This is a genomic window from Riemerella anatipestifer (genome assembly GCF_035666175.1).
Lineage (GTDB): Bacteria > Bacteroidota > Bacteroidia > Flavobacteriales > Weeksellaceae > Riemerella > Riemerella anatipestifer_D.
This window is the reverse complement of sequence record NZ_CP142016.1, coordinates 1,245,674-1,268,677: the sequence shown is the minus strand read 5'-3', so window position 1 is coordinate 1,268,677 and position 23,004 is coordinate 1,245,674. Positions and strand designations below refer to the sequence as shown.

21 protein-coding genes and 2 pseudogenes are annotated in these 23,004 nt (G+C 33.8%); 11 read left to right on the top strand and 12 right to left on the bottom strand.

Going from position 1 to position 23,004, the window contains the following annotated elements:
• Positions 1–39: 39 nt before the first annotated feature.
• The 7 genes and pseudogenes from VIX88_RS06285 to mobA all read right to left on the bottom strand — a co-directional run bounded on the left by VIX88_RS06285 (position 40) and on the right by mobA (position 7,934).
• Positions 40–1,341: a radical SAM/SPASM domain-containing protein gene (locus tag VIX88_RS06285; protein ID WP_064969528.1), complete on the bottom strand. Its 1,302-nt coding sequence runs from the start codon at positions 1,339–1,341 to the stop codon at positions 40–42.
• A gap of 93 nt (positions 1,342–1,434) precedes the next feature.
• Entirely contained in the window at positions 1,435–1,644 is a 210-nt protein-coding gene (locus VIX88_RS06280; protein WP_064969527.1) for a hypothetical protein, read from the bottom strand.
• Between the two features lie 83 nt (positions 1,645–1,727).
• On the bottom strand, positions 1,728–3,470 hold the full coding sequence (locus tag VIX88_RS06275; protein WP_250206839.1) for an outer membrane beta-barrel protein: 1,743 nt from the start codon (positions 3,468–3,470) through the stop codon (positions 1,728–1,730).
• A 49-nt stretch (positions 3,471–3,519) separates the two neighbouring features.
• Positions 3,520–4,047 (bottom strand): hypothetical protein, encoded by a 528-nt coding sequence (locus tag VIX88_RS06270; protein ID WP_324711522.1) that lies wholly within the window; start codon positions 4,045–4,047, stop codon positions 3,520–3,522.
• Positions 4,048–4,200: 153 nt separating this feature from the next.
• Positions 4,201–6,198 (bottom strand): conjugal transfer protein MobC, encoded by a 1,998-nt coding sequence (gene mobC / locus VIX88_RS06265; protein ID WP_310503693.1) that lies wholly within the window; start codon positions 6,196–6,198, stop codon positions 4,201–4,203.
• A gap of 31 nt (positions 6,199–6,229) precedes the next feature.
• Complete coding sequence (gene mobB, locus VIX88_RS06260; RefSeq protein ID WP_064969523.1) at positions 6,230–7,513, bottom strand: conjugal transfer protein MobB; 1,284 nt, start codon at positions 7,511–7,513, stop codon at positions 6,230–6,232.
• Positions 7,514–7,518: 5 nt separating this feature from the next.
• Positions 7,519–7,934 (bottom strand): annotated as a pseudogene (gene mobA, locus VIX88_RS06255) (conjugal transfer protein MobA).
• Between the two features lie 641 nt (positions 7,935–8,575).
• On the opposite strand from mobA, the gene VIX88_RS06250 reads away from it, so the two are divergent.
• The 3 genes from VIX88_RS06250 to VIX88_RS06240 are packed head-to-tail and all read left to right on the top strand — an operon-like array spanning position 8,576 to position 10,398.
• Complete coding sequence (locus tag VIX88_RS06250) at positions 8,576–9,337, top strand: ParA family protein (protein WP_154212788.1); 762 nt, start codon at positions 8,576–8,578, stop codon at positions 9,335–9,337.
• On the top strand, positions 9,334–9,774 hold the full coding sequence (locus VIX88_RS06245; protein ID WP_064969521.1) for a DUF3408 domain-containing protein: 441 nt from the start codon (positions 9,334–9,336) through the stop codon (positions 9,772–9,774). The genes VIX88_RS06250 and VIX88_RS06245 overlap by 4 nt, the downstream gene beginning before the upstream one ends.
• Positions 9,775–9,777: 3 nt before the next feature.
• The gene (locus VIX88_RS06240) at positions 9,778–10,398 is read left to right on the top strand and encodes a hypothetical protein (protein WP_064969520.1); all 621 of its coding nucleotides are present in this window, start codon (positions 9,778–9,780) and stop codon (positions 10,396–10,398) included.
• Between the two features lie 9 nt (positions 10,399–10,407).
• On the opposite strand, the gene VIX88_RS06235 is transcribed toward VIX88_RS06240, so the two are convergent.
• The 5 genes from VIX88_RS06235 to VIX88_RS06215 are packed head-to-tail and all read right to left on the bottom strand — an operon-like array spanning position 10,408 to position 14,872.
• Positions 10,408–11,004: a hypothetical protein gene (locus VIX88_RS06235; RefSeq protein WP_064969519.1), complete on the bottom strand. Its 597-nt coding sequence runs from the start codon at positions 11,002–11,004 to the stop codon at positions 10,408–10,410.
• 28 nt (positions 11,005–11,032) lie between these two features.
• Positions 11,033–11,854, bottom strand: coding sequence for a DUF6602 domain-containing protein (locus tag VIX88_RS06230; protein WP_064969518.1), 822 nt, complete (start codon positions 11,852–11,854; stop codon positions 11,033–11,035).
• Positions 11,847–12,314 (bottom strand): Mov34/MPN/PAD-1 family protein, encoded by a 468-nt coding sequence (locus tag VIX88_RS06225; RefSeq protein ID WP_127919867.1) that lies wholly within the window; start codon positions 12,312–12,314, stop codon positions 11,847–11,849. Before VIX88_RS06225 ends, VIX88_RS06230 begins: the two co-directional genes overlap by 8 nt.
• Positions 12,311–13,870, bottom strand: a complete 1,560-nt coding sequence (locus tag VIX88_RS06220; protein WP_164857928.1) for a ThiF family adenylyltransferase — start codon at positions 13,868–13,870, stop codon at positions 12,311–12,313. The genes VIX88_RS06225 and VIX88_RS06220 overlap by 4 nt, the downstream gene beginning before the upstream one ends.
• A 57-nt stretch (positions 13,871–13,927) precedes the next feature.
• Complete coding sequence (locus VIX88_RS06215; protein ID WP_237190442.1) at positions 13,928–14,872, bottom strand: SMODS domain-containing nucleotidyltransferase; 945 nt, start codon at positions 14,870–14,872, stop codon at positions 13,928–13,930.
• Between the two features lie 231 nt (positions 14,873–15,103).
• Between VIX88_RS06215 and VIX88_RS06210 the strand changes: the two genes are divergently transcribed.
• From VIX88_RS06210 to traN, 8 genes and pseudogenes are all read left to right on the top strand, one after another.
• Positions 15,104–15,412, top strand: coding sequence for a DUF4134 domain-containing protein (locus tag VIX88_RS06210; protein ID WP_064969515.1), 309 nt, complete (start codon positions 15,104–15,106; stop codon positions 15,410–15,412).
• Between the two features lie 11 nt (positions 15,413–15,423).
• Positions 15,424–15,771, top strand: a complete 348-nt coding sequence (locus VIX88_RS06205) for a DUF4133 domain-containing protein (RefSeq protein WP_064969514.1) — start codon at positions 15,424–15,426, stop codon at positions 15,769–15,771.
• Positions 15,768–18,270 (top strand): annotated as a pseudogene (locus VIX88_RS06200) (TraG family conjugative transposon ATPase). The gene VIX88_RS06205 and the pseudogene VIX88_RS06200 overlap by 4 nt, the downstream one beginning before the upstream one ends.
• 46 nt (positions 18,271–18,316) lie before the next feature.
• A complete protein-coding gene (locus VIX88_RS06195; protein ID WP_064969513.1) occupies positions 18,317–18,946 on the top strand; it encodes a DUF4141 domain-containing protein in 630 nt (209 codons plus the stop codon).
• Between the two features lie 36 nt (positions 18,947–18,982).
• Positions 18,983–20,038, top strand: coding sequence for a conjugative transposon protein TraJ (gene traJ / locus VIX88_RS06190; protein WP_064969512.1), 1,056 nt, complete (start codon positions 18,983–18,985; stop codon positions 20,036–20,038).
• 42 nt (positions 20,039–20,080) lie between these two features.
• Positions 20,081–20,704, top strand: a complete 624-nt coding sequence (gene traK / locus VIX88_RS06185; protein WP_064969511.1) for a conjugative transposon protein TraK — start codon at positions 20,081–20,083, stop codon at positions 20,702–20,704.
• Positions 20,705–20,726: 22 nt separating this feature from the next.
• Positions 20,727–22,019, top strand: coding sequence for a conjugative transposon protein TraM (traM, locus tag VIX88_RS06180; protein WP_208809446.1), 1,293 nt, complete (start codon positions 20,727–20,729; stop codon positions 22,017–22,019).
• Between the two features lie 27 nt (positions 22,020–22,046).
• The gene (traN, locus tag VIX88_RS06175) at positions 22,047–23,003 is read left to right on the top strand and encodes a conjugative transposon protein TraN (protein ID WP_064969509.1); all 957 of its coding nucleotides are present in this window, start codon (positions 22,047–22,049) and stop codon (positions 23,001–23,003) included.
• Position 23,004 lies beyond the last annotated feature (1 nt).

Here is a 23,004-nt window from a genome sequence, read left to right as displayed (position 1 = left end):
CCACAGTCCATCTGGTCTTTTTGGGGGAGGAAAGAATTTTTATTCAAAATTATTGAGGAGTAATAAAAATTTGTTTTTTACAACTTCGGTTTTTCGATTTTCATCAAAATCATACATACAATAATCGTCAGTATGCTCTAATGCTTGCTGACTACACCCTCCATTACAAATAGGTAATAACCTACACGTTAAACAAGGAGGATTTTTAAATTTAGCATTTAATCTATTGTAATATTTATCATTCCATCTAATTTGTCCTTCTTCAGTTAAAACACCTTCTCTATTTTGCTTATCAAAATTCCTGGCAGTACACTTGAAAACATTTCCGTCATAATTAATTGTTGCCTGATTACTTTTATCTGCATAACATGAATTTCTAACGCTATCAACATTACTAATAACAGAACTTACTCTAAACCCTTTTGTCGAGAATAGATTCATTAACTCAATAACCTTTTGCCTGCTTTCAAATGTGTCCTCTGTTTGCCAAACTCTTTGAAAATCAACTTTCATGTTTTTACGATAATGCTTTTCCAGAGCTAATACATCATTGTAGATATCTTTAATTGTATCTAATTTGTCTTTAGTGTAATTTATTCTTAAAGATACATGGAAATTATTTCTGCATAATTTAAATATATTATTAATTATTTCCCTATAAGAACCTCTACTTTTGCTAACATATCTAACTTTATTATGTTCTTCCTCATTTCCATCTAGTGTTATTTGAAAACCTTTTATACCGTATTTTTTAAAATCTTGAATCATCTTATCGTTAATTAAATAGCCGTTTGTGGTAAAAGAACATGAAAAAGAAACATTATTCTCAATACATCTATTATAAGCATACTCAATTATAGGAAATACATTTTTGTCATAATATAACAATGGTTCTCCTCCAAACCATGAAAGCCTAAAATATTTTAACTCTTTATTCTTGACTTTATTATCTATAAAAGATTGTATTTTTTTTAAGTTTACATCATTTAGCCTAGAATTTTTTATATGACTCTCATAACAATACCAACATTTAAAATTACAATTCATTGTAGGGTTAATCGTTAAAAGGAATGTTTCTTTATTAAAATCAACTTTAGCCCTTAAATCTTTTACCAACTGTAATTCATCAACTGAATCATCAACAATCATACCCTTATCAACTAATGTATCGTAAAGGGTTTCATGATAGTTAGTTAAATCGTCTAGTTTATTTTCATTAGTAGCAGCTTGGTACAATTCATACAATAAAGGCTCCAGTAATATGAAATTATCTTTTAATGAATTATAAATAACCCACTTTTCATTATAAAAAAAACTTGTATTAAATTGACTGTTTTTCATTTATAAATATTTATTTGTTTTAAACAAACTCCACAAGCATTGCTTGTGGAGTTATTCAGTATTAGAGATAACTAATACTTTGGAAAACACTTATCACTTCATAGTCTCTGGATAATTGTAGCAAGTTCCAGTATTTTCTTCACCTGAACAATCACCATGGTTATGGCAATCACCAGAATTTCTGTCAAGAGCTGTAGCAACTCCCTTAATAACTGTAATACCACCTTTCAGTTTTCCTTGCTCTGTTTCCTTCAGATTTTCCATTTTCTGAAGAATTTCTTGAAATGATTTTTCATTTTTCATACGAACAGTTTTTTTTGTTATACTTACTCATTGCTGGCTTTTCAGTTTCCGCCATTTGAATCTCTCTTTGTGATTCTAGTTTATTAAAATGTCACGGCATCTGTTGGACGATTATTCAATTTTTTCTTCATTTGTAGTTTCTTACCACTTGAAAAATCATAACTCAACCCGAGGACGAACATATTTTTGTTATTGAATATTTCTGTATGAGAAGTATAATTAACTAAACTTTCCTCTATTGTTTTAGTATCGTATTTTGATGGCATTCCTATCCAATACATTCCTGCCGAGAAATACCAGCTATCTTTTTTATACCCTACAAATAAATGACTTTTATTTTCATCAGTAGATAAAAACAATCCTTTCAAAGAGTACGTAGGAATATTAAATTGATATTGGAGATTGAAATTCTTATATGCAGAATTAATAGTAAAAATATTACTCCAACGCATATTTTTCAATTCATTATTGTTAGATAATAAAATAGACTGATAAATAGGAGCTATAATGGCTTTTATAGATAATAAGTTATTTCCAAATGGTTTCACTCTCCCAATAAAATTAAGTCCGTATTCTTTGTAGTGTTTGCTATTTACACTTTTTAAATTATAATAATTTTGTGTAGAGTTATAAGTATATAAACTAATGATTGGGTTATTAGTGTACTCATAAAAAGCAGACATATTTATATCAAAATACTTATTGTAATACGAATAAATTAAATCATTTGACCATTTATTTGAAGGTTTTAAATAGGGATTACCGCTTGACACTAAATTAGGTGCAACTTGAATTACATTAGGGCTTAATTCTGCTCCACTAGGGTTATTAGTATTATATTGAGAATAAAGCCTTAGTGTATGATTTTTCATTAAAGAGTAAGATAAAACTATTTTAGGATTAGGTATCCAATAATTAGCTGTTTCAACGACACTTTTATTATTTATATTCGTTAATCCCATACTCAAACGATAATTCAAATTCTTCCATTTAGAAGAGTATTCGGTATAAAGATATTGTTCTAAATAATTTACATCATATTGTGAATTTCCTAAAAGATTCTTTAAGTTATTGGAAATAGCTGTGTTTTGTATAAGGTAACCTGAATTTAGTTGTCCTTTTTCAAACTTATGTGTGTGAGCAATCTCCCCCACAATACCTGTTTGTGTAGTTTCTAAATTCATATTGTCATTAAATACATTTGTATTTGTTGCAATATTCCATTCACGCTTGAGGCGAGTCGATTGAGTTTTATAATGAGAACCAATAATATTAAAAATTAACTCATCTTTCTCTCCGAGATTCTTAGAATAATAGATATCTAAGGTTGGATTAGTATATTTAGAGTTTCCTTCTTGTATAGATTGATGATTTGTTTTAGTATTACCCTCTTGAAAAAGGCTCTTACCTTCCCCATCTAAAAAATTACTAAAAGGCGTAATTGTAAATTTTATTTGAAAAGTATAATCATCAGGAATCGTTCGTGTATAACGAAGTGCTATATCTTGATTAGTATAGCCAAAGTGATCCTTTTGGTGATTAAGAATATGATATTTTTTATTATTTAATTGGTAGGTATAAGTGTTTTCATTCTGACGATTATTATAGTTTCTTACATTTATCTTATATTCCAAACCAAAACTATTATTCCCTTTGGTATAATCTGCATAAGCAAAACCATTTACAAAACCTGTGGTAAAGGCTGAGAACACCTCTGCTCCATAGGAATATCCTACCTCGGGATTTTGTGTGATAATATTAACCACTATATTTGCTCTATTTGCCCATCGTGTAGGAGGGATGTCGTAATATATTACTCTTTTCACATGAGTAGGAGCGATACTTTTAATTTGATTATCTGTTGCTTCTATTCCATTAACAAGAAATAAAACTCCCCCCCCCCCCTCTAGTGCTATTTACTGCTTGAGATATGGGATCTAACTGTAATTCAGGCAATGAAACCAATAAATCTTTTGCATAACGGGCTTTTTCTAAGGTTTCTTTATCAAAAGAATAAATTGCCCTATCTGAATACTGCTTTTTTGATGACGCCTCAATCACAATTTCCGACAAAGTTATAAATTGCTCTATCGGTAATATTCCTAAATCTAAATCTTTATAAAGTGATATGTCTTTACTTAAGAAAACTTGACTAAATTGCTCCAATTTTAGCGTGTAGTCTCCTTTTGGAGCTGTTATTATAAATACCCCTAAACTATCCGTTACAGCGCCACTATAAACACTATCTTTCTTCATCAATACTGCATTTACAAACTCAATCGGTTTATTTGATGAGTTTCCAATTACCTTTCCTTTAATTTGATATTGCTGGGCGTAAACATTAACACCTCCTAAAATCATAATAAATAACAAATAACCCAATTTGTACATCTTCTTTTTCACATTTATTCTCCAACAAAGGAAATAAAATAAATTTGAATGAAAAAATATTTTTTATGATTTTTTTAAAGAAAATTTAGGTAAGGCATAAATTTAAAAATGGTTTAAATAAAAATAGTAGTAAGATAATATTAAATCATACAAAAATTCATTTGTTTATTGCTCATTCTCAACCAAATGTTGTAAATCCGGGTCATTAGCAATTCTCTCCATTTCACTTTCTACAAGGGTTACAATATCGGCTTTGATTTGCTTGTAATTCGCCTCTACTTGTCGTTTCATTTCTTCATCACTAAAGGATAAAATGTTAGGTATTTTTTTGTAGGCTTTAGTTTCTTTGGCGACCTTTTCATTATCTACCACAATTTGAGCGTGGAATATCTTTTGGTCGATACGCTGGTCGAAGTTATCCGATACTGAACCCACAAACATTCCTTGTGTAAGGTTCGATATTTTACTCGGTGGTATCAAACTATCCATTTGTGTACTAATCGAAGTCGATTTATCACTTCGGTTAATGGTCATACTTTGGCGTTTTTGTAAGACTTTACCGAAACGCTCGGACAAGGTTTTCGCTGTTTCACCCACAACCTGCCCACTGAAAATATTGCCCACTGTATTTTGAATTACCTTACTTTCTTTATCGCCATAATCCCTTGTTAGTTGTGAAAAATCTTGAAAACCTAAACACACCGCCACTTTGTTACTCCTTGCTGTGGCAATCAAATTATCCAGTCCACGAAAATAAATCGTTGGGAGCTCATCAATAATCACAGACGACTTTAACTGTCCTTTTTTGTTGATGAGTTTTACAATACGAGAGTTATAAAGCCCCAAGGCTGCCGAATAAATATTTTGCCTATCGGGATTATTCCCTACACAAAGAATTTTAGGCTCTTTGGGGTTGTTAATATCCAAAGAAAAGTCATCGCCCGTCATCACCCAATACAACTGTGGTGAAATCATTCTTGATAAAGGGATTTTTGCACTCGCTATCTGTCCTTGTAATTGGTCTTGGGCTCCGCCTTGCCAAGCGTCCATAAAGGGCGATAAATAGTTTTCTAATTCGGTATAGGAAGTTAAAATCGTAAAGATGTCCGCATAGGGCTTATTTAGTAATTCAATGGCGTGTGGGAAAGTACAATACTTACCATTCTCATAGATTTTCAAAAACCAAATGATAGCGGCTAACAAAATGATGGGCGATTCCACAAAGAAATCCCCTTGCTTCTGTATCCAAGTTCGGTTTAGGTTGAGCATAATTGTATAAGCACTCTCGTACGCATCGGATATATCCGTCATAAATTGAGGATTGATTGGGTTACAACGGTGGCTCTTACGTGGGTCATCGAAGTTTATGACATAAAATTGAGGCTTAATTTCGTATTTATCTAAGTGTTTTAACAAATGGTTATAGGCAATGGTAGAAAGGTCATCAAATTTAAAATCGTAGATATACATTGAAAAACCTTTTTCAATTTGTTGCTTGATATAATTGTTTACAATGGCATACGATTTACCCGAACCAGGCGTACCCAAAACAATAGTTGCACGAAAAGGGTTGATTACATTGATCCAACCCTCGTTCCATTGTTGGTTGTAATAAAACAAAGTAGGTAAATTAACAGAAAACTCATTTTCCATAAGTTGTGTTTCTTGCATAAAAGATTCGTTTTCGATATTGAAAACATCTTCCATAAGATTACTTTTCAATAATCGGCTCATCCAAGCTCCAGCCATAAGTAGCGATATAAATCCGGCGGAAGTAGTCAATATATAGAGTATGGCTCGAACGCCAAAAGACAGGTGCAAATTCAAAATCCAAAAATTACCAAAGAATAGCAAAATACCACACGCCAAAGCGGTATGAATTTGTCGCCAAGTGATTTTTTCATCTTTTACACCTTTGGTACCCAAACAACTCAATGCTAATAATACAACCGAAAATATTTTCGTATACAGTTGATGATTAAATAAGCCTGGATGTTTTTGAAAGTTTTGCAATATTTTATCAACAATACCCAATGTCCAGCCCTGTTGTTCAAAAAAGCCATAACAATACCAATAGAGGTGCATCAGCACTACAATCACACTAACGGCACGCATAAACTGCATTATCTTTGCCAGTCCTCTTAAATCGTCTTCGTTTTGCATAACTAATATTTTTGATGGTTAATTCTTACTACTATTTCTTTCGTTTTTTAATTTTCTTTTTCTTACGCCTCATTCGATTGATAAAGGCTTCTTCTTCGTAATCAACGCCTTGATCTTCGGGCAAAAGACTAAATAAGGCCTTAATCGTTGGGTAATCGTATTCATACTCGTAATAGGTGGTTTCTTGATAATCGTTATCATTTGAATTTACCTCTGTATCTGTGCCCTTTGGATTGAATTGTTGCGAATAGTTTTCTGGTGTGGTCTGTTCTTGTTCTTGGGTAAAATGTTTATGAAAGAAATTAGCGGAAAAGTCCTTGCCCAATCGTGAACCATTCCAAACAAAACGGGTATTGTGGTCGATAAAGGTTACACCATATAATCTACCTTGGTCGTTCTCACGGAAAACCACCGATATTTTATGCGATACCAAAGTCTTCATAAATTCTGCCTTGCTTTGGGTGGTTTTTAAAGCATTTTTAATATGTTGTTTAAGCGTTGATTTATCCTGTTTGTTTAATTGAGGCTTATGTTGTTCCATTTGCTTTTCCAGTGATGGAAGTCCCGCCTTTTTGCCAAATAATGAGGATTTAAAGGGATTGCTCGCCTTTTCTCCGTTTTCATCCAAAGCAAAATACACCAATCCTCTCCGATGTTCTCCGTGTAATTCGCCTTCTACTTTTTCGGTACCAATATTCAACAGTTTAAGTAAGGCGGTATATTCTCCCAGACTTTGAAATTGATAATACTGAGGGATATAACGAACAATAGAAGCCAACTGACTTTTGAGGTCTGCCTTGCGATAATCCACAGGTTGAAATAAGACTTTGTCTTCTCCTTCCTTTTTATCTAAGGCGGATTGCAACCCAAACTTTTCTTCTAATGCACGACACACTCGCATTGATTTTCGTTTTTCAAAAGCATCATTGATTTTTTTGCCCTGTTCATCTACGCAAACAGAAACAATATGAATATGCGTTCTTTCAATATCTGTATGTTTAAATACCACAAAAGGCTGATTGCCATATCCCATTTCTTGCATATATTCGGTAGCGATTTCTTTGAAATCATTGTCTGAAACTTCATCTTTGGGGTCGGGATTGATAGAAATATGCAGGATTGGTTTTTCGGTTCTTTGGTTGACTATCAAATACGGTTCAAACGAACGAGCCAAAACAGAAGTATCCCATTGTCCATCCAAAGGATGTATCATACGATGTGTGTGTAGAATATTGCCATTATCATCTTCCACTTTTTCATAATTGTACAAAAGCACTCCTAAGAGATTACTCCCTCGTCCAATTTTCGCCACCATATCACTTAGTTTTTTAAGTGTTTTTGCTCAAAATTTTGTGTAACCTGTTTGATTTCTTCACTTAAAGCCACTAACTTTTTGGTCTGTTCTTCGAGTTTAAAAAGGTATGCCCCTGCCTTTTTTCTGAAAAATGACGGTAAAGTATTTTGACTATTTGATTATAATTGACGGCTATTTTTCTAAATTGAGCGTTTAATTCGGTGAGTTTGATATAAAAATCAATGGCTGTTTTATCAATTTTTACCGTTTTAATTTCTTTATTGAATAGGACAGAAATGATAAAACGAGCTTTGTATGCCATACCTGATTGTTCAAATAGAGATAGAAATTTCTCGTGTTCTTCTGAATTAAAGCTAATAGTGTATCTATGAATAGCTTTATCTATTTTGGGTTTACGCCCTCCTTTATGTTTTTTATCCATATACAATCCATTTATAATATCAAAAAATCCCGACTTCGGAGAGATTTTAGCCTCCTGCAAGGACAAGTTGGTTTTGAGATGCTCAGAAGGTTTTGAGCATCTCAAAACACAACTTGCTCTGTTCGGGTGAACAGAAAACACTCACTACCGTTCGTGTTGTGAATAGCTTTTATTTTTGATAAAAAACTCCTGTCTTTTTTTGAGGCTACTCATTATTCTGTTTTCATAACAAAACAACGGATAAACAATAGACTGACAATGATTTTTTAAGTGCCATAAAGAGCCACAAAATGCCAATAAATACCGCCTATTTCAGCCATATTCCTATTTGATGTTCCTTTGTGCGTACAAATGTATGTGCATACCTACATAGCTACCTACTTACGCAGGTAAGTATATGCGTAAATAAGTACATAAGTGAGTATGTATATCTATAAATCGGTATGTATTCAACTATGTAGATATGGATGCATAGATGTAGGTAAATGTATAAGTACTTATGTATTCAATTACATAAGTACGAATGTACCTAAATACAGATGTATATGAGTAAGTAAATATGTATATGTATAGATAGATATGTCTGCATATAAATATATAGATAAGTAAGTACATAAATTAAATATCCATTAAAAATGAGTATGAAAAAAGAACCCAAATTTGTCAGCTTTGCCACCCAAAAAGGCGGTGTAGGAAAAACTAGTTTTACGATTTTAGTCGCCAGTTTGCTTCATTACCGAATGGGCTATAATGTGGTAGTATTCGATTGTGATTATCCACAGTATAGTATCAGTAATCTACGGGAACAGGATTTGAAAATCGTGATGCAGAATGAACATTTCAAACAGAAAGCCCACGAGCAATTCAGTAAGATTAACAAAAAAGCCTATCCGATTATCACTTGTAAATCCAATGAGGCGATTCAAAAGGCAGAAGAATTTATCAAAGAAACGCCTTATGATATTGATGTAGTGCTATTTGATATGCCAGGAACGGTTAATACCGCAGGGATTTTGACCGTTCTATCCCATATCAACCATATTTTCGCACCCATCACTGCCGATAGGGTGGTCATTGAAAGCACCCTCAGTTTTACAGAGGTGCTTTCCAACATCATTGCTAAAAATATGGATAGCGAAATAAAGTCAGTCCATCTGTTTTGGAACCAAGTCGATGGGCGAGAAAAATCGCCATTGTATAGAATTTACGAAAATGTCATCGCAGAACTCCAACTGACGATGATGGAGAGCTATATATCAGATAGTAAACGCTTCCGCAAAGATGGAAGCGGTAATCAAAAGTATGTATTTCGTTCTACTTTGATGCCCGCAGACGAACGACTAATGAGTGGTTGTCATTTGGACGACTTTATTAAGGAATTTGTAAAAATAATAGAAGTATGAGAAAGAAAAGAAACCCCATCAACGAAAGCGAGTTAATGGAACTAATGGCAGGAAAAAAAGAGGAGGCGTCAGTTGTTAAAGATTCGGTTAGAACATCGGAGCCAATCACTGAAGATATTGTTTTAGATAAAGCTCCCCAAGAATCTGAACCTGAAAATATACCCGAACCCGAACAAAAATCAACAAAGGTTAAGAAGACTGATATAGAAACCTATGAAAGTTTATTTTTCAGTTCTGGAGAAACTTCAGCAAGAAATGGAAAGTCAGTATATATCCGTCCTGAATTTCATCGTAGGATTGTACAAATTGTACAGATAATTGGAGAGGACAAAATATCCATTTATAACTATCTCGATAACCTGTTAGAAGACCGTTTTAATCGCTATGAAAAAGAAATTAAAAAAGCGTTTAAAGATAAATACAAACCAATATTTTAAGTTATGGAAAAGATGATTATTATCCTGTTGTTTATCATCATATTCTTTCTATTATGGGAAAGAAATTTTTTAAAACCCAAAAGTAAAAATTCTACTCCCCAAAGTAGCAATCCCCTAAAGTCCAAAGAAAAAGAACCTTATACAGTAATAGGTAAGAGTAAATTTGTTGCTCCCAAAGTTGATGAATCAGTACGAGAAACTAAGGAGGCATTACCCTCAAACCAAAAACCAATAAAGGCACAACCAGAGCTCAAAAAAACCTCTATTCCTGCACAAATTCCTGATGAGGATTTAGAAGCGATATTCAGTAAAGAACTCAATGAAGACGAGGAAGAGGACCTCCGAGCGATGCGTACTCCCGAAGAGGACGATGATTTTGCTATGGGACTATCTTTTGAGGAATTAGCACAGGTAGAGCCTTTGTTCACAAAGAAAGAATTGGATAAAGAGGAAGAACAACAAGCTACCTCAATTGCCAAAAAACTCAGTGATACCGAATTACTAAACGAAATTGAAAAAGTATTACCACAAGCTAGACAACGAGTTTCTGAGCTATTAGATAGGGATTTAAAAAGTCCTCCTACAAAAGGTAAAGAGGACTTTGATATTGGGGATTTTGTGTGAGTATCATATCTATTTGTCTAAATTATTCATTCTTTTTTTTATCATATGTGCGTCAATTACGGGAACTAATGAATGAAGAATAAAGTATATACAAAGCATAAAATAGATGTAATAGACAATAAATGAAATAATTAACTTATCACTTAATTTTATTTCTAAATTTGAGACATATAAAAGCATTATAATAGAAGCAAATAGAATTATAAAAGCTATACCAAGGGATATATTTTTTAATAGAATTAATGCCTTAGGTAGATTAACAAAAATATTATTATCATTATCAAATCTTAAATAGGGTTTAGCATTTTTAATTTGTTTCCATGTAAAATTGTTTCCTAATTTATTTTTTAATTCGTAATAGCTACTAATTGATTGTTGATTAGTAGATATACCTGTAAGGTGTTCAAATGTAGATTCTTCAGCAATTTGAGCGATGATTTTTTCTCTAAAATCTTTAGACGCATATTTACTCATTACATCTACATCTTTAATTTGAATTTTACTTTTTCTTGCAAAGAAATTAGAAATTATAGGGCTACTTATAATAGCTACTAATAGTGGTATAATAATAGCTGAAATTACATTAATGATATCTTTATCTATCATGTTTTTTGAATTTTATATATTTTTCTTTTTAAATTTCCTCATCTATTTTTTCATTAATATTACTTAGATACTTATTCATATCAATTGCGGGGACAGTTCCAATTGCTTGTTGTAAATATCTAGTTAGTTGCATGAAAAAAAATACTAGAGAATTCTCTTTTCTGCTAAACTCCATTTCTCTAAATTCTCTTTTTAAATAGTATTCATTTATTCTTTTTTCAAAGTTTTCTATTTCTGTGTTCTCTGTTCCTTCATAATCAATATAAAAACTACCATAGTTTACAGCACAACCAAAATCAATACTCTTTAGTCCTATATTTTTCTTCATATGCTTTTCAATTGTAGAAAATCTTTTTATAGAACATTCACTCGCTAGTATGCCCCCTACAATTTTTGTAAGGGGTCTTGCGTCCATAGTCTTACCTGAGTTTATCATGTCCACCGAAGTTCGTTTTAATTTTCTCACACTTTCTATTTTTTCACCAGCATATTCAATATAAGTTTTCTGCCCTACATTTCCTTCTAAATCGGGTTTAACCTCAAATACCGCATATACACCTTCTGCTGGGATATAATGGAATCCATTTTGAGTAAATATAAATGGTGTGAACCAATTATCATAGATTACAATGTCAATCTGTTGACTTGTATTACCTTCATAATCTATAATAATAGCTTTATCCACACTATATCTGCTAGGCAAATATTTTCTTAACCATTCAATCCAAGCATTTTCTAAAGAGTCCCCTTTAGAGCCTGGATGAGTTATATTATTTCTATTGGTATTGAGTTGTGTAGACATTTGGTGCTGCATATTCTCGAACAATTCTTTTAAATTAATTTTATTCATATTCTATAAGTTTTTCATTATCATATAAGTAAAAAGTATAATCTAAGATTTTTTCATTATCTATACTTACTATGAGCAACACAGGATTGTTTATGCGGATAGACTCACTTTTTGCTATTTCCTTCATTGCATTTAAATCAGTTCTACTATATTGAGAAGATACATTTGGATGAGAATGCCATTCTCCCACATAATATAGCTTTTCTGTAAGTTTAAACATCTTAATCAACTTCTGCTGAATTCCTTTTGTACCTCTTGTAAATAGCGTTCGATGATTTGTATATTCTTCAGGGATGAGTATATCGGTTAAGATAAGTGATTTTAAATCATCTGAGTATTTACCAATCAAAAGCCCACCAAATTCTTTTGGATAATGTTTTACAACATGATTCTGAATTTTCAATAATAATTCTTCTGAAAATTCTATATATAAATTCTTATGTTTATTGATAAGTATCAATACCGTGTTAGTTTTATTTCTAAATTATTTTCAAATGTCGTTGAAAGGGTGAAATTATTCTTAGGTTTGTTCTCTTGATAAATAAAATTTATTTGTTTCAAAGCATATTGAACAAGTAAATTAATGTCATTATAAGAAGCCTTAAAGGTAGGACTCCAACAACCTGTTGGATTATATAAATCATCTACATCATTATCCAAAATAGATATAAATTGAGTTTGAACAAATCTATAAATATTAGGATAAAATGCACATACTAAATCTTTCGCATGGTTTGTTATAGAGAGGTTTATTAAATCAGTATTAAGTTCTAAATCATCCAGAACATACATTAAATCACTATCAGCAGAACAGTTAAATACAATATCATAATTATTTAGGAAGTTTTCATAATTGCTTTTTACTTTTCTTAGTTTATATAACGCTTTGATATATGAGAAATATTCCTCATTGGCATATTTAACTTTCACAAAAGGTGAGGTTTCATTTAGGATTTTAACTAATTCATCTGTTTTATCACAGAACCCATTTATAAATTCATATTCTGATCTACATATATTTTCAGGTTCTTTCAAATCATAGTCTACCAAATCTATATTTTTAGCACCACACTTTACAAGTGTCTTAGCTACAATGCTACCTATCGCTCCAACCCCTATAATTGTTATTGCCCAAGTTATTTTTTTATTAAGTAGTTGACCTTCCCATTTTCCCTTAATCTTTATACCTTTATCATTTTTTACAGGAACAGCTTTTATAGGCATATCATTAAGTTTAACTATTGCTGAAATCCAGTGAATTTTACCGTTAGGGATATTATATCCAAAGAATATAGGTAAAAGAGTTGATTTATTCTTCTTACTTTTTAATCTGTGCTTATTTAGAAGATCAAGAAACTCCTTCGGAATACAATTTTTAAACTCTAACCAATTAGAAAAAGCAAATCGGTTATATAGAGCGGGGACATCTCCTAAGAATAAAAAAAGCCCATAATGTTTGGCTTCTAAATTCATATAGAAATTATTCCACTTACTATCTATACTTATTCCTTTTGTATAGGGTAGAAAAGATTTTACTAAAGAATTTAAAATGCCTTTCCCTTTATAAATTCCTGTGCTAAAAGGGATTAAGTTAATCACCCCGAATTCTCCTTTAGTGAAAAAATATTCTACATCAGTAAACTGATATGAATAATAGACTCCTTCAAAAGGTTGTTCCTCTATTACAATATGTTCATAATGACTATCATTTTCTTTGTTTATATAATATTTCTCCACCCATGCCCGTAACGATTCAAAGTCAGCAATCAATTTTTGTTTTAATTTAGAGCTATGTAATGTATGAATACATATTTCGCCATTTTTCATTACATGATTATAATGAACCAAATCTTTATTAACAAATTTTATTGTTTCTGACTCATTATGTTTAAAGGGATATTGAGGATATATTACGACTTCAAACTCTAAATTGTTATTTAAACCTTCTATATGTTGTAGTAAAACTTTTCCTCTTATAATATCCCCATCTTTACTAAACTCATCTATTATTTTCACAAAATGAATTTTAGTAATAACACGATTTATATCCTCTATATTATGAAAACCCATTATTTATCCGAACTGTTGACTTTTACTGGGTATTGAGGGCGCTATTTTAAAGTCTTTTAAACCATACTTATCTTCTTCCTCAAAATTTTCATTTATAGGAAAATATACCTTTATAGCTTCCGTGTTATTTTCAATATTAGATATCATTAACTCCATTTTGTTTTTTAAAGCTTCTTTTTCCCAAGATTTTAAGGTATCAGCAACATTATTACTACTATTCCCTGGGTCTTTTAGGGTAAAGCCATCATTAGCCACATTATCTCTGATGTATTCTATCACAGACCTCAATTTTTCCCATAAATTCCCCGTAATATTTTTTTTGTTAAAAGCTCTGATTGTTATTAACTCTAGGAAAAACGATTTGTACGGCTCATTATTACTATTTTTCCAAATTTTTAATAAGCGTATGATACTCCTTTCATTATTTTTTCCCTTTATATGGTCAATTTGAGCTTGAATATTGGTTTGAATATATTTACTCTTTTGTATCTGTCCATATTCTGAATTTACATATAAATTGAGTTTTTTGTCTTCAATATATTGATTATCATTAAACTCTCTACCCGGAACAACATCTATATTTATAACATCACCATCTTTGTCTTCATCAAATATAATCCCTATAGAAACCTTTTGTTTTCTAACAGTAGCTACATCAGAGTATGTTTCACTAAGGAAATTATATATATTTTCAAACATTTCCTCTAATGTCGCAAACGAATTTCTTTTGAACGGAATAACTATATCCAAATCAAACTTAATATTTATAGCTGTATGTTTGGCATAAGAACCTGAGTTCATAGGGTTATATATACTTTTACCATATTCTTGCTCAAGACATTCCTTTATCTCCTGTCTTTTTTTCATGTATTTTTTCAATAGCTCATTTACATGAGACATTTTATGTGTTTTTAGTACTTTTTGCAGATATTCTTCTTTATTCATCATTTTATTTAGTTAATATTATATTGATTTAAAGTACTCAATGATAGTGCCTAGTATTAATTTACGCCACATTGACATCCAGCTTTACATTAATTAATCATATTTTTCCTTTCATAGTGACAAAAATTCATTAAATACTGCCATTCCCCGCCACCAAATTCCAAAACAAGCCAAGAATATAACCCGTTGAGAGAGGGCTTATACATTTGCCAAAAATTCATAAAACAATAAAAAATGGCAAAACAAAATGTATTTAAAACAGTCTTATTAGGGAGCTGTACCCTCGCATCAACTGTCCTATTTGCCCAAGGTAACGGCGTGGGTGGTATCAACGAAGCCACACAAATGATTACCTCTTACTTTGACCCCGCTACTAAACTCATTTACGCCATTGGTGCAGTCGTAGGATTGATAGGCGGCGTAAAAGTGTACAATAAATTTTCCAATGGAGATCCTGATACAAGTAAAACCGCCGCTTCGTGGTTTGGGGCTTGTATCTTCTTGATTGTAGCGGCTACCATTCTAAGGTCTTTCTTTTTATAAACGATAGTCCTATGGAAAGAAAGAAAAAGAGTTTTGCCATCAATAAAGGCATCGGCAGAACGGTAGAGTTCAAAGGACTCAAAGCTCAATACCTGTTTATTTTCGCAGGTGGTTTATTGGGTGTCCTGCTACTTACGATGATACTCTATATCGTGGGCGTAAGTCCTTACATCACCATTGGTCTCGGTGTCCTATTGGCGGGGTTAGTCATCTGGCAGACTTTTTCGCTGAACCGAAAATATGGCGAACACGGCTTGATGAAAATCGCTGCTAATAGAAGACATCCGAAATACCTTATCCACCGTAAAACGATTCAGCAATTTCTACACAATTCACAACATAAATCCAAAAGTATATGAGAAATATATCCAAAACGGCAACATTGGAGCATAAATTTCCTTTGTTAGCCATTGAAGATGCTTGTGTGCTATCCAAAGAAGCCGATGTTAGTATCGGTTTTGAGATTGCTCTCCCCGAATTATTTACTTTATCTTCTAATGATTACGATCATCTACATTCGATGTGGCACAAAGCCGTCAAAGTCTTACCCGACTTTTGTATTGTACATAAACAAGATTGGTTCACTAAGGAAAACTACGAACCTAATATTCAAAAAGAAAATCTAAGTTTTTTAACGCGTTCATACGAAAGACATTTTAATGAACGCCCTTTTCTAAATCATCGTTGCTATCTGTTCATAACACAAACTACTGAAAAGAGAATGCAAACCCAAAGTAACTTTTCCTCTCTTTGCAAAGGGCATTTTCTTCCAAAACAAGTAACTCAAAAGGAACATTTCACTCGCTTTTTAGAAGCCGTTGCACAATTTGAACGCATCTTGAATGATAGTGGATTTCTAAAACTCACTCGATTGACCGAAAAAGACTATATCGGCGATAAAAATTCCAAAGGCTTATGGGAACGCTATTTTAGTTTGACTCCAGACACCCATCAAAGTTTACAAGACATTTGTCTATCGCCAGAAGAAATGCGTATTGGCAACCAACGCCTATGTTTACACACCTTGTCTAATACAGAAGATTTACCTGCCAAAGTATCCCCCGATAGTCGCTACGAAGGCTTATCGACTGATAGAAGCGACTGCCGACTATCCTTTGCAAGTCCAGTGGGTTTATTATTGAGTTGCAACCATATTTATAATCAATACCTTTTTATTGATAACTCTGAAAAGAATTTGAAACAATTTGAAAAGTCTGCTCGTAATATGCACTCACTCGCTCGGTACAGCCGTGCAAACCAAATTAACAAACAATGGATTGACCGTTATCTCAATCAAGCCCATTCTTTTAAGCAGGCTTCTATTCGGGCTCATTTTAATGTTATGGCGTGGTCAGATAATCCGCAAGAACTCCGTAATATAAAAAATGACTGCGGAAGTGCTTTAGCTTCTATGGAATGTAAACCCCATCATAATACAGTTGATGTTGCCACTTTGTATTGGGCGGGTATTCCTGGAAATGCTGCGGATTTTCCGAGTGAAGAAAGTTTTTACACTTTTATAGAACCTGCCTTATGTTTCTTCACGCAAGAAACCAATTATCATAGTTCGCCCAGTCCTTTCGGAATAAAAATGTCGGATAGACTGACAGGCAAACCTATTCATCTGGACATCTCGGATTTACCGATGAAAAAGGGCATTATCACCAACCGAAACAAATTCGTTCTCGGTCCGTCAGGAAGTGGGAAGTCATTTTTTACCAATCATATGGTACGCCAGTATTACGAGCAAGGCACACACGTATTGATGGTAGATACAGGAAATTCTTATCAAGGTATTTGTGAACTGATTAACGCTAAAACCAAAGGTACAGACGGCGTGTATTTTACATATACCGAAGACAACCCGATTGCTTTTAATCCTTTTTATACGGACGATAATGTATTCGATATAGAAAAAAGGGAAAGTATCAAAACCCTCATTATGACCCTTTGGAAACGCGAAGACGAACCCGCAAGGCGTTCAGAAGAAGTAGCACTATCTAATGCGGTTAATCTCTATATCCAATACATCAAAGATGACCCAGAGCATCAACCTTGCTTCAATGGTTTTTATGAGTTTGTAAAAAAAGATTATCGACTGGGTCTTAGAAAAAAAGAATGTTCGGGAAAAGGATTTTGACTTGATGAACTTTTTGAATGTTTTAGAACCGTATTACAAAGGTGGCGAGTACGACTATCTTTTAAATTCGGACAAAGAAATGGATTTGCTCAACAAGCGGTTTATCGTTTTTGAAATTGATGCCATTAAAGACCACCCGATATTGTTTCCTGTCGTTACCATTATCATTATGGAAGTCTTTATCAATAAGATGCGAAGACTCCAAGGGATTCGCAAAATGATATTGATTGAAGAGGCTTGGAAAGCCATCGCCAAAGAGGGAATGGCAGAGTATATTAAGTATCTATTTAAAACCGTTCGTAAATACTTTGGTGAAGCCGTAATTGTAACCCAAGAGGTGGACGATATTATTCACTCTCCAATAGTAAAAGAGTCCATTATCAATAACTCCGATTGTAAAATATTGCTCGACCAAAGGAAATATATGAACAAGTTTGAGGATATTCAAAGAATGCTTGGACTTACCGAAAAAGAAAAATCTCAAATTCTTTCTATCAATCAAAACAATGCTCCTAACCGATTGTACAAAGAGGTGTGGATAGGCTTAGGCGGTGCCCATTCGGCAGTCTATGCTACTGAGGTAAGCACCGAAGAATATTTAGCTTATACCACCGAAGAATCTGAGAAATACGAAGTAATGCAATTGGCTAAAAAACTCGATGGCAACTTGGAATTAGCCATTCGCCAAAAAGCACAGGAGAGAAGAGAAAGTCTTTAGGATTCTAATACTTTACCCATTTAATAACTTTTAAATTTAAAAATAAATGAAACGATTTATTATTAGCACATTAGCCGTTTTAGGAATCGGCACCAGTGTATCGGTAAATGCCCAATGGGTAGTAAGCGACCCTGGGAACTTAGCTCAAAGTATTGTGAACACAGCTCAAGAAATCGTACAAACTTCTTCCACTGCTGCCAATACACTCAATAACTTTAGAGAAGTGGAGAAAATCTACAAACAGGGAAAAAAATACTACGATGCCTTAAAGCAAGTAAAAGCCATTGTGAAAGACGCACGAAAGGTTAGAGAAACCGTCTTAATGGTGGGGGATATTTCCGAAATCTATGTAACCAACTTCAAGAAGATGACCCAAGACCCCAATTTTAGCCCCGAAGAATTAGAAGCCATTGCTTTTGGTTATTCCAAACTGTTGGAAGAAAGTTCAGGCTTACTCGGTGATTTAAAAAAAATCATCAATGCCACTTCGCTTTCTATGAATGATAAAGAGCGAATGGATATTATTGACCAAGTCTATAAAGAAGTGAAAGAATACCATAGTCTTATTCGCTACTATACGAAGAAGAACATATCGGTAAGTTACCTAAGAGCGAAAAAGAAAAACGATACCAAACGCGTATTGGATTTATATGGAACCGAATCAAGGTATTGGTAATCATTTCCCATTTATTCACAACATAATTCTATACCAATGATATTAGCCGTTGATTTTACCAACCTACACGAGATGCTTCGCAATCTCTATGATGAGATGATGCCTTTGGCATCTCAGATGAGTTCTGTGGCTCGTGGGATTGCCGGATTAGGTGCTTTATTTTATATTGCTATGCGTGTCTGGCAATCCTTAGCACGAGCAGAACCTATTGATGTTTATCCAATGCTTCGCCCTTTTGCCATTGGGCTGGCGATTATGTTTTTTCCAATCATTGTTCTTGGAACGCTCAATGCTGTGCTTAATCCCATCGTAACGGGAACCCATAGTATTTTAGAAGGACAAACTTTGAATTTACATCAGCTACAAGAGCAAAAAGACCTATTAGAAAAAGAAGCGATGCTCCGAAATCCTGAAACCTCATATTTAGTCGATGATAAAGAATTTGATAAAAAGTTAGAGGAATTGGGTTGGTCGCCCAAAGATTTAGCAACTACGGGAGCGATGTATGCCGAACGAAGTATGTATAAAATAGGTCAGCAAATAAAAAATATGTTCCGAGAGTTCTTAGAAATTCTTTTTCAATCTGCTGCTTTGGTGATTGATACAATACGAACCTTTTTCTTAGTCGTTCTCTCTATTCTCGGACCGATTGCCTTTGCTTTTTCCGTCTGGGACGGTTTTCAATCTACTATGAGCCAGTGGTTTACTCGGTATATTAGCGTATATCTATGGTTGCCTATTTCAGATTTATTCAGTGCATTACTTGCCAAAATGCAAACCCTAATCCTTGCCAATGATATTGAACAATTATCCAACCCCGATTTTATTCCTGACACTTCCAATACCGTTTATATCATTTTTATGATTATTGGTATCGTGGGATACTTTACGATTCCATCAGTGGCAGGCTGGGTAGTTCAGGCAGGAGGTATGGGCAACTTTGGTAGAAATATTAACCAAACTGCACAAAAAGCTGGAAACATTGCTTCCGCAGGAGCAGGGGCAGCTGCGGGATATATTGCAGGAAAACTTTTTAGTAGAGAGGAAAATAATGATAGTGATAAAAGCACAGAGGGTAATTTAGAAACATAATTACTCTATCTAAAATATTATAAACTCAAATGGAATCAAATTATGGAATTTAAAATTTTAAGAAATATTGAAACAGGATTTAAACAAATCCGAATGTATGCGATTATTTTCGCTAGTCTGTGCCTTGTCATCACACTTTTTTCAATTGGTTATGCGTATTATTTCGCAGAACAACAACGAGAAAAAATCTATGTATTAGACAATGGAAAATCCCTCATTTTAGCTCTTTCCCAAGATGCCGAACAAAACCGTCCTGTGGAAGCTCGTGAGCATATCAGACGGTTTCACGAGTTCTTTTTCAATATCGCACCTGACAAGGCTGCTATTGAAAGCAATATGAAAAGAGCCTTTTTCTTAGCAGATAAAACTGCCTTTAATTATTACAATGACTTAGCGGAAAAAGGCTATTACAACCGAATCATCTCGGGGAATATTCGTCAAAGAATACAAGTGGATAGTATTGTATGCGATTTTAACACATATCCCTATCAAGTACAAACCTACGCCAAGCAATATATTACCCGATCAAGCAATAGGACCGAGAGGCAATTGGTAACCGCTTGTCAATTAGTTAATTCGGTTCGTTCAGACAACAATCCTCAAGGGTTTATTATAGAGCAGTTCCGAGTAATACAAAACGAAGATATACAAACCGTTGAACGCTAATCTACATTAAAAATAAAATCGTATGGAAGAGAATAAAACCAATCAAGAAGAGCCAGAAAAATACAATGTATTGCTCACCGATGAGAAGCAACAGGCACAAGAAGAACAAAGCGAAGCTCAAAGAGAAGAAACCCGAAAACAACTCAAAAAATGGCTCATTTTCGCTTTGATGGGCTTAGTTTTCTTGGGGTGTATGTATCTGTTATTTTTTATGGGAAATGCCTCTGATGATAAACTAAAAGTAGAGCAAGACCTCATACCAGAACCGGCTGAAATTTCACTCCCCGAAGATAAAGGACAAGCCTACGAACAAGACCTTTTAGAGCAAAAGCGTAAAGAAAAGCAAATGGCAATGCAGTCTTTAGGAGATTTTTCGCAAAGTGTACCTCCAGAAGATGATCCCATAAATGCGTCTATGACCTCTTACCAAAAAGTTCATAGAAACTTAGATGATTTTTACAGGGAGGATTCTGATGAGGAAAAAAAACAAATGCAAGAAGAAATCGACCAGCTTAAAAAACAACTGACGGCTCCCAAGCCCCAAGACCCTTTGGAAACCCAAATGAAACTTATGGAGCGTTCCTATCAACTGGCGAACAAATACAGTTTACAACAAGATAAACCAGAAATTTCTGATGAAACCTCTGAAACAAAAGCCAACGACAATGCCTATATAGGGAGTGATAAAGAAGCTCATATTACGCCCGTATATAGCGTTTCTAATAAGGTCGTCAGCCAACTTCCAAGAGCCTTATCCGATGAGAAATCATTGGAAAATTGGGTACAACAAAACCAAAGAGGTTTTCATTCTATGGAAAGCCAAAAGGAAGAACAACCGATACTCAAAAACAGTATTAAAGCCTGTATTCACACCGAGCAACGCATTGATAAAAACAACCGTATTCCTTTGCGACTTTTAGAGCCTATCCGAGTGGCAGGAATGGTACTGCCTAAAGGTACGCTTTTGACCGCTATGGCAAAGATAGATGAGGGACGGCTATTGTTAGATATTAGTTCATTAGAATATCAAGGGCGTATCGTTCCCGTATCGGTAACTGCCTACGATTTAGACGGTCAAAGAGGGCTTTATATTCCTTATACACCTGGAGCTAATGCTTTTCGTGAAATCGCCGCAGGATTGAGTCAATCTTCAGGAACCAATTACACTTTTAGTTCCTCTGCCAAAGACCAAATATTATCCGAGGCAGGGAAAGGTCTGCTTCAAGGTACCAGTTCCTACATCTCCAAAAAGATAGCCCACCCTAAAATCAAGGTCAAAGCTGGGTATCAAGTCTTATTAGTATCAAAACCTTAATTTTTTTTAACTTTTAAATATATACAAATGAAATCTTTACACCCATTTTTAATCGCAACCTTATTCCTTACAATCGGGAATGTCTATGCACAAACAGAAACGCCAACTTCTGAAACGGACAGTATTTACTACGCAAATGATACAATACCAGAAACAAAAGTATCTACATCTAAAACGCCCGGCAAAATTGAACCTTATTTTTTAGAAGTAGCTTATGACAAAACCACACATTTGATATTTCCTTCGCCCATCACTTATGTAGATTTAGGAAGTGAGCATATCATTGCCGACAAAGCCCAAAATTCGGAAAATGTTCTGCGTGTGAAAGCCACAACCCCCGACTTTCATCCCGCAACCAATTTATCCGTAATTACCCAAGACGGTCGTTTTTACCATTTTGATATTTTCTATAACACGACTCCCGAAACGACCACAATGGATTTTAAACGCATTATGAATGAGTATAATACCGAAGATTTTAGTGCCAAAACGGATATTTTGTTTACGGATATCGGAAACCAATCCCCTGCGGTGGCTCAACTCATTATGGAATCTATTTATCAGCAAAAACGAAACTTTATCAAGCATATCGGTTCTAAAAATGCAGGTATTCAGTTTCTACTTAGAGGAATCTATGTTTATCAGGGAAAATTATACTTTGATATGCGTATAAAAAATCAAAGTAGTCTGCCTTATCAAGTGGATTTTATCACTTTTAAAATCGTCGATAAATCCACAGGAAAAAAGGAAGTCGCTCAAGAAATTCCCATTCAGCCTTTACGCACTTATCAAGAACTACAAAGAGTAGAGGCAAGAAGTAAAGCCAATGCCGTGTATATGTTAAAACAATTAACCTTAGACGATGATAAATTACTCAAGGTAGAAATCTTCGAGAAAAACGGCAGTCGCTACCAATCTTTTACCATTGGTAATGAGGACTTAATTTACGCAAGAGAAATACAACAATTCAACCTAAAATTATAAT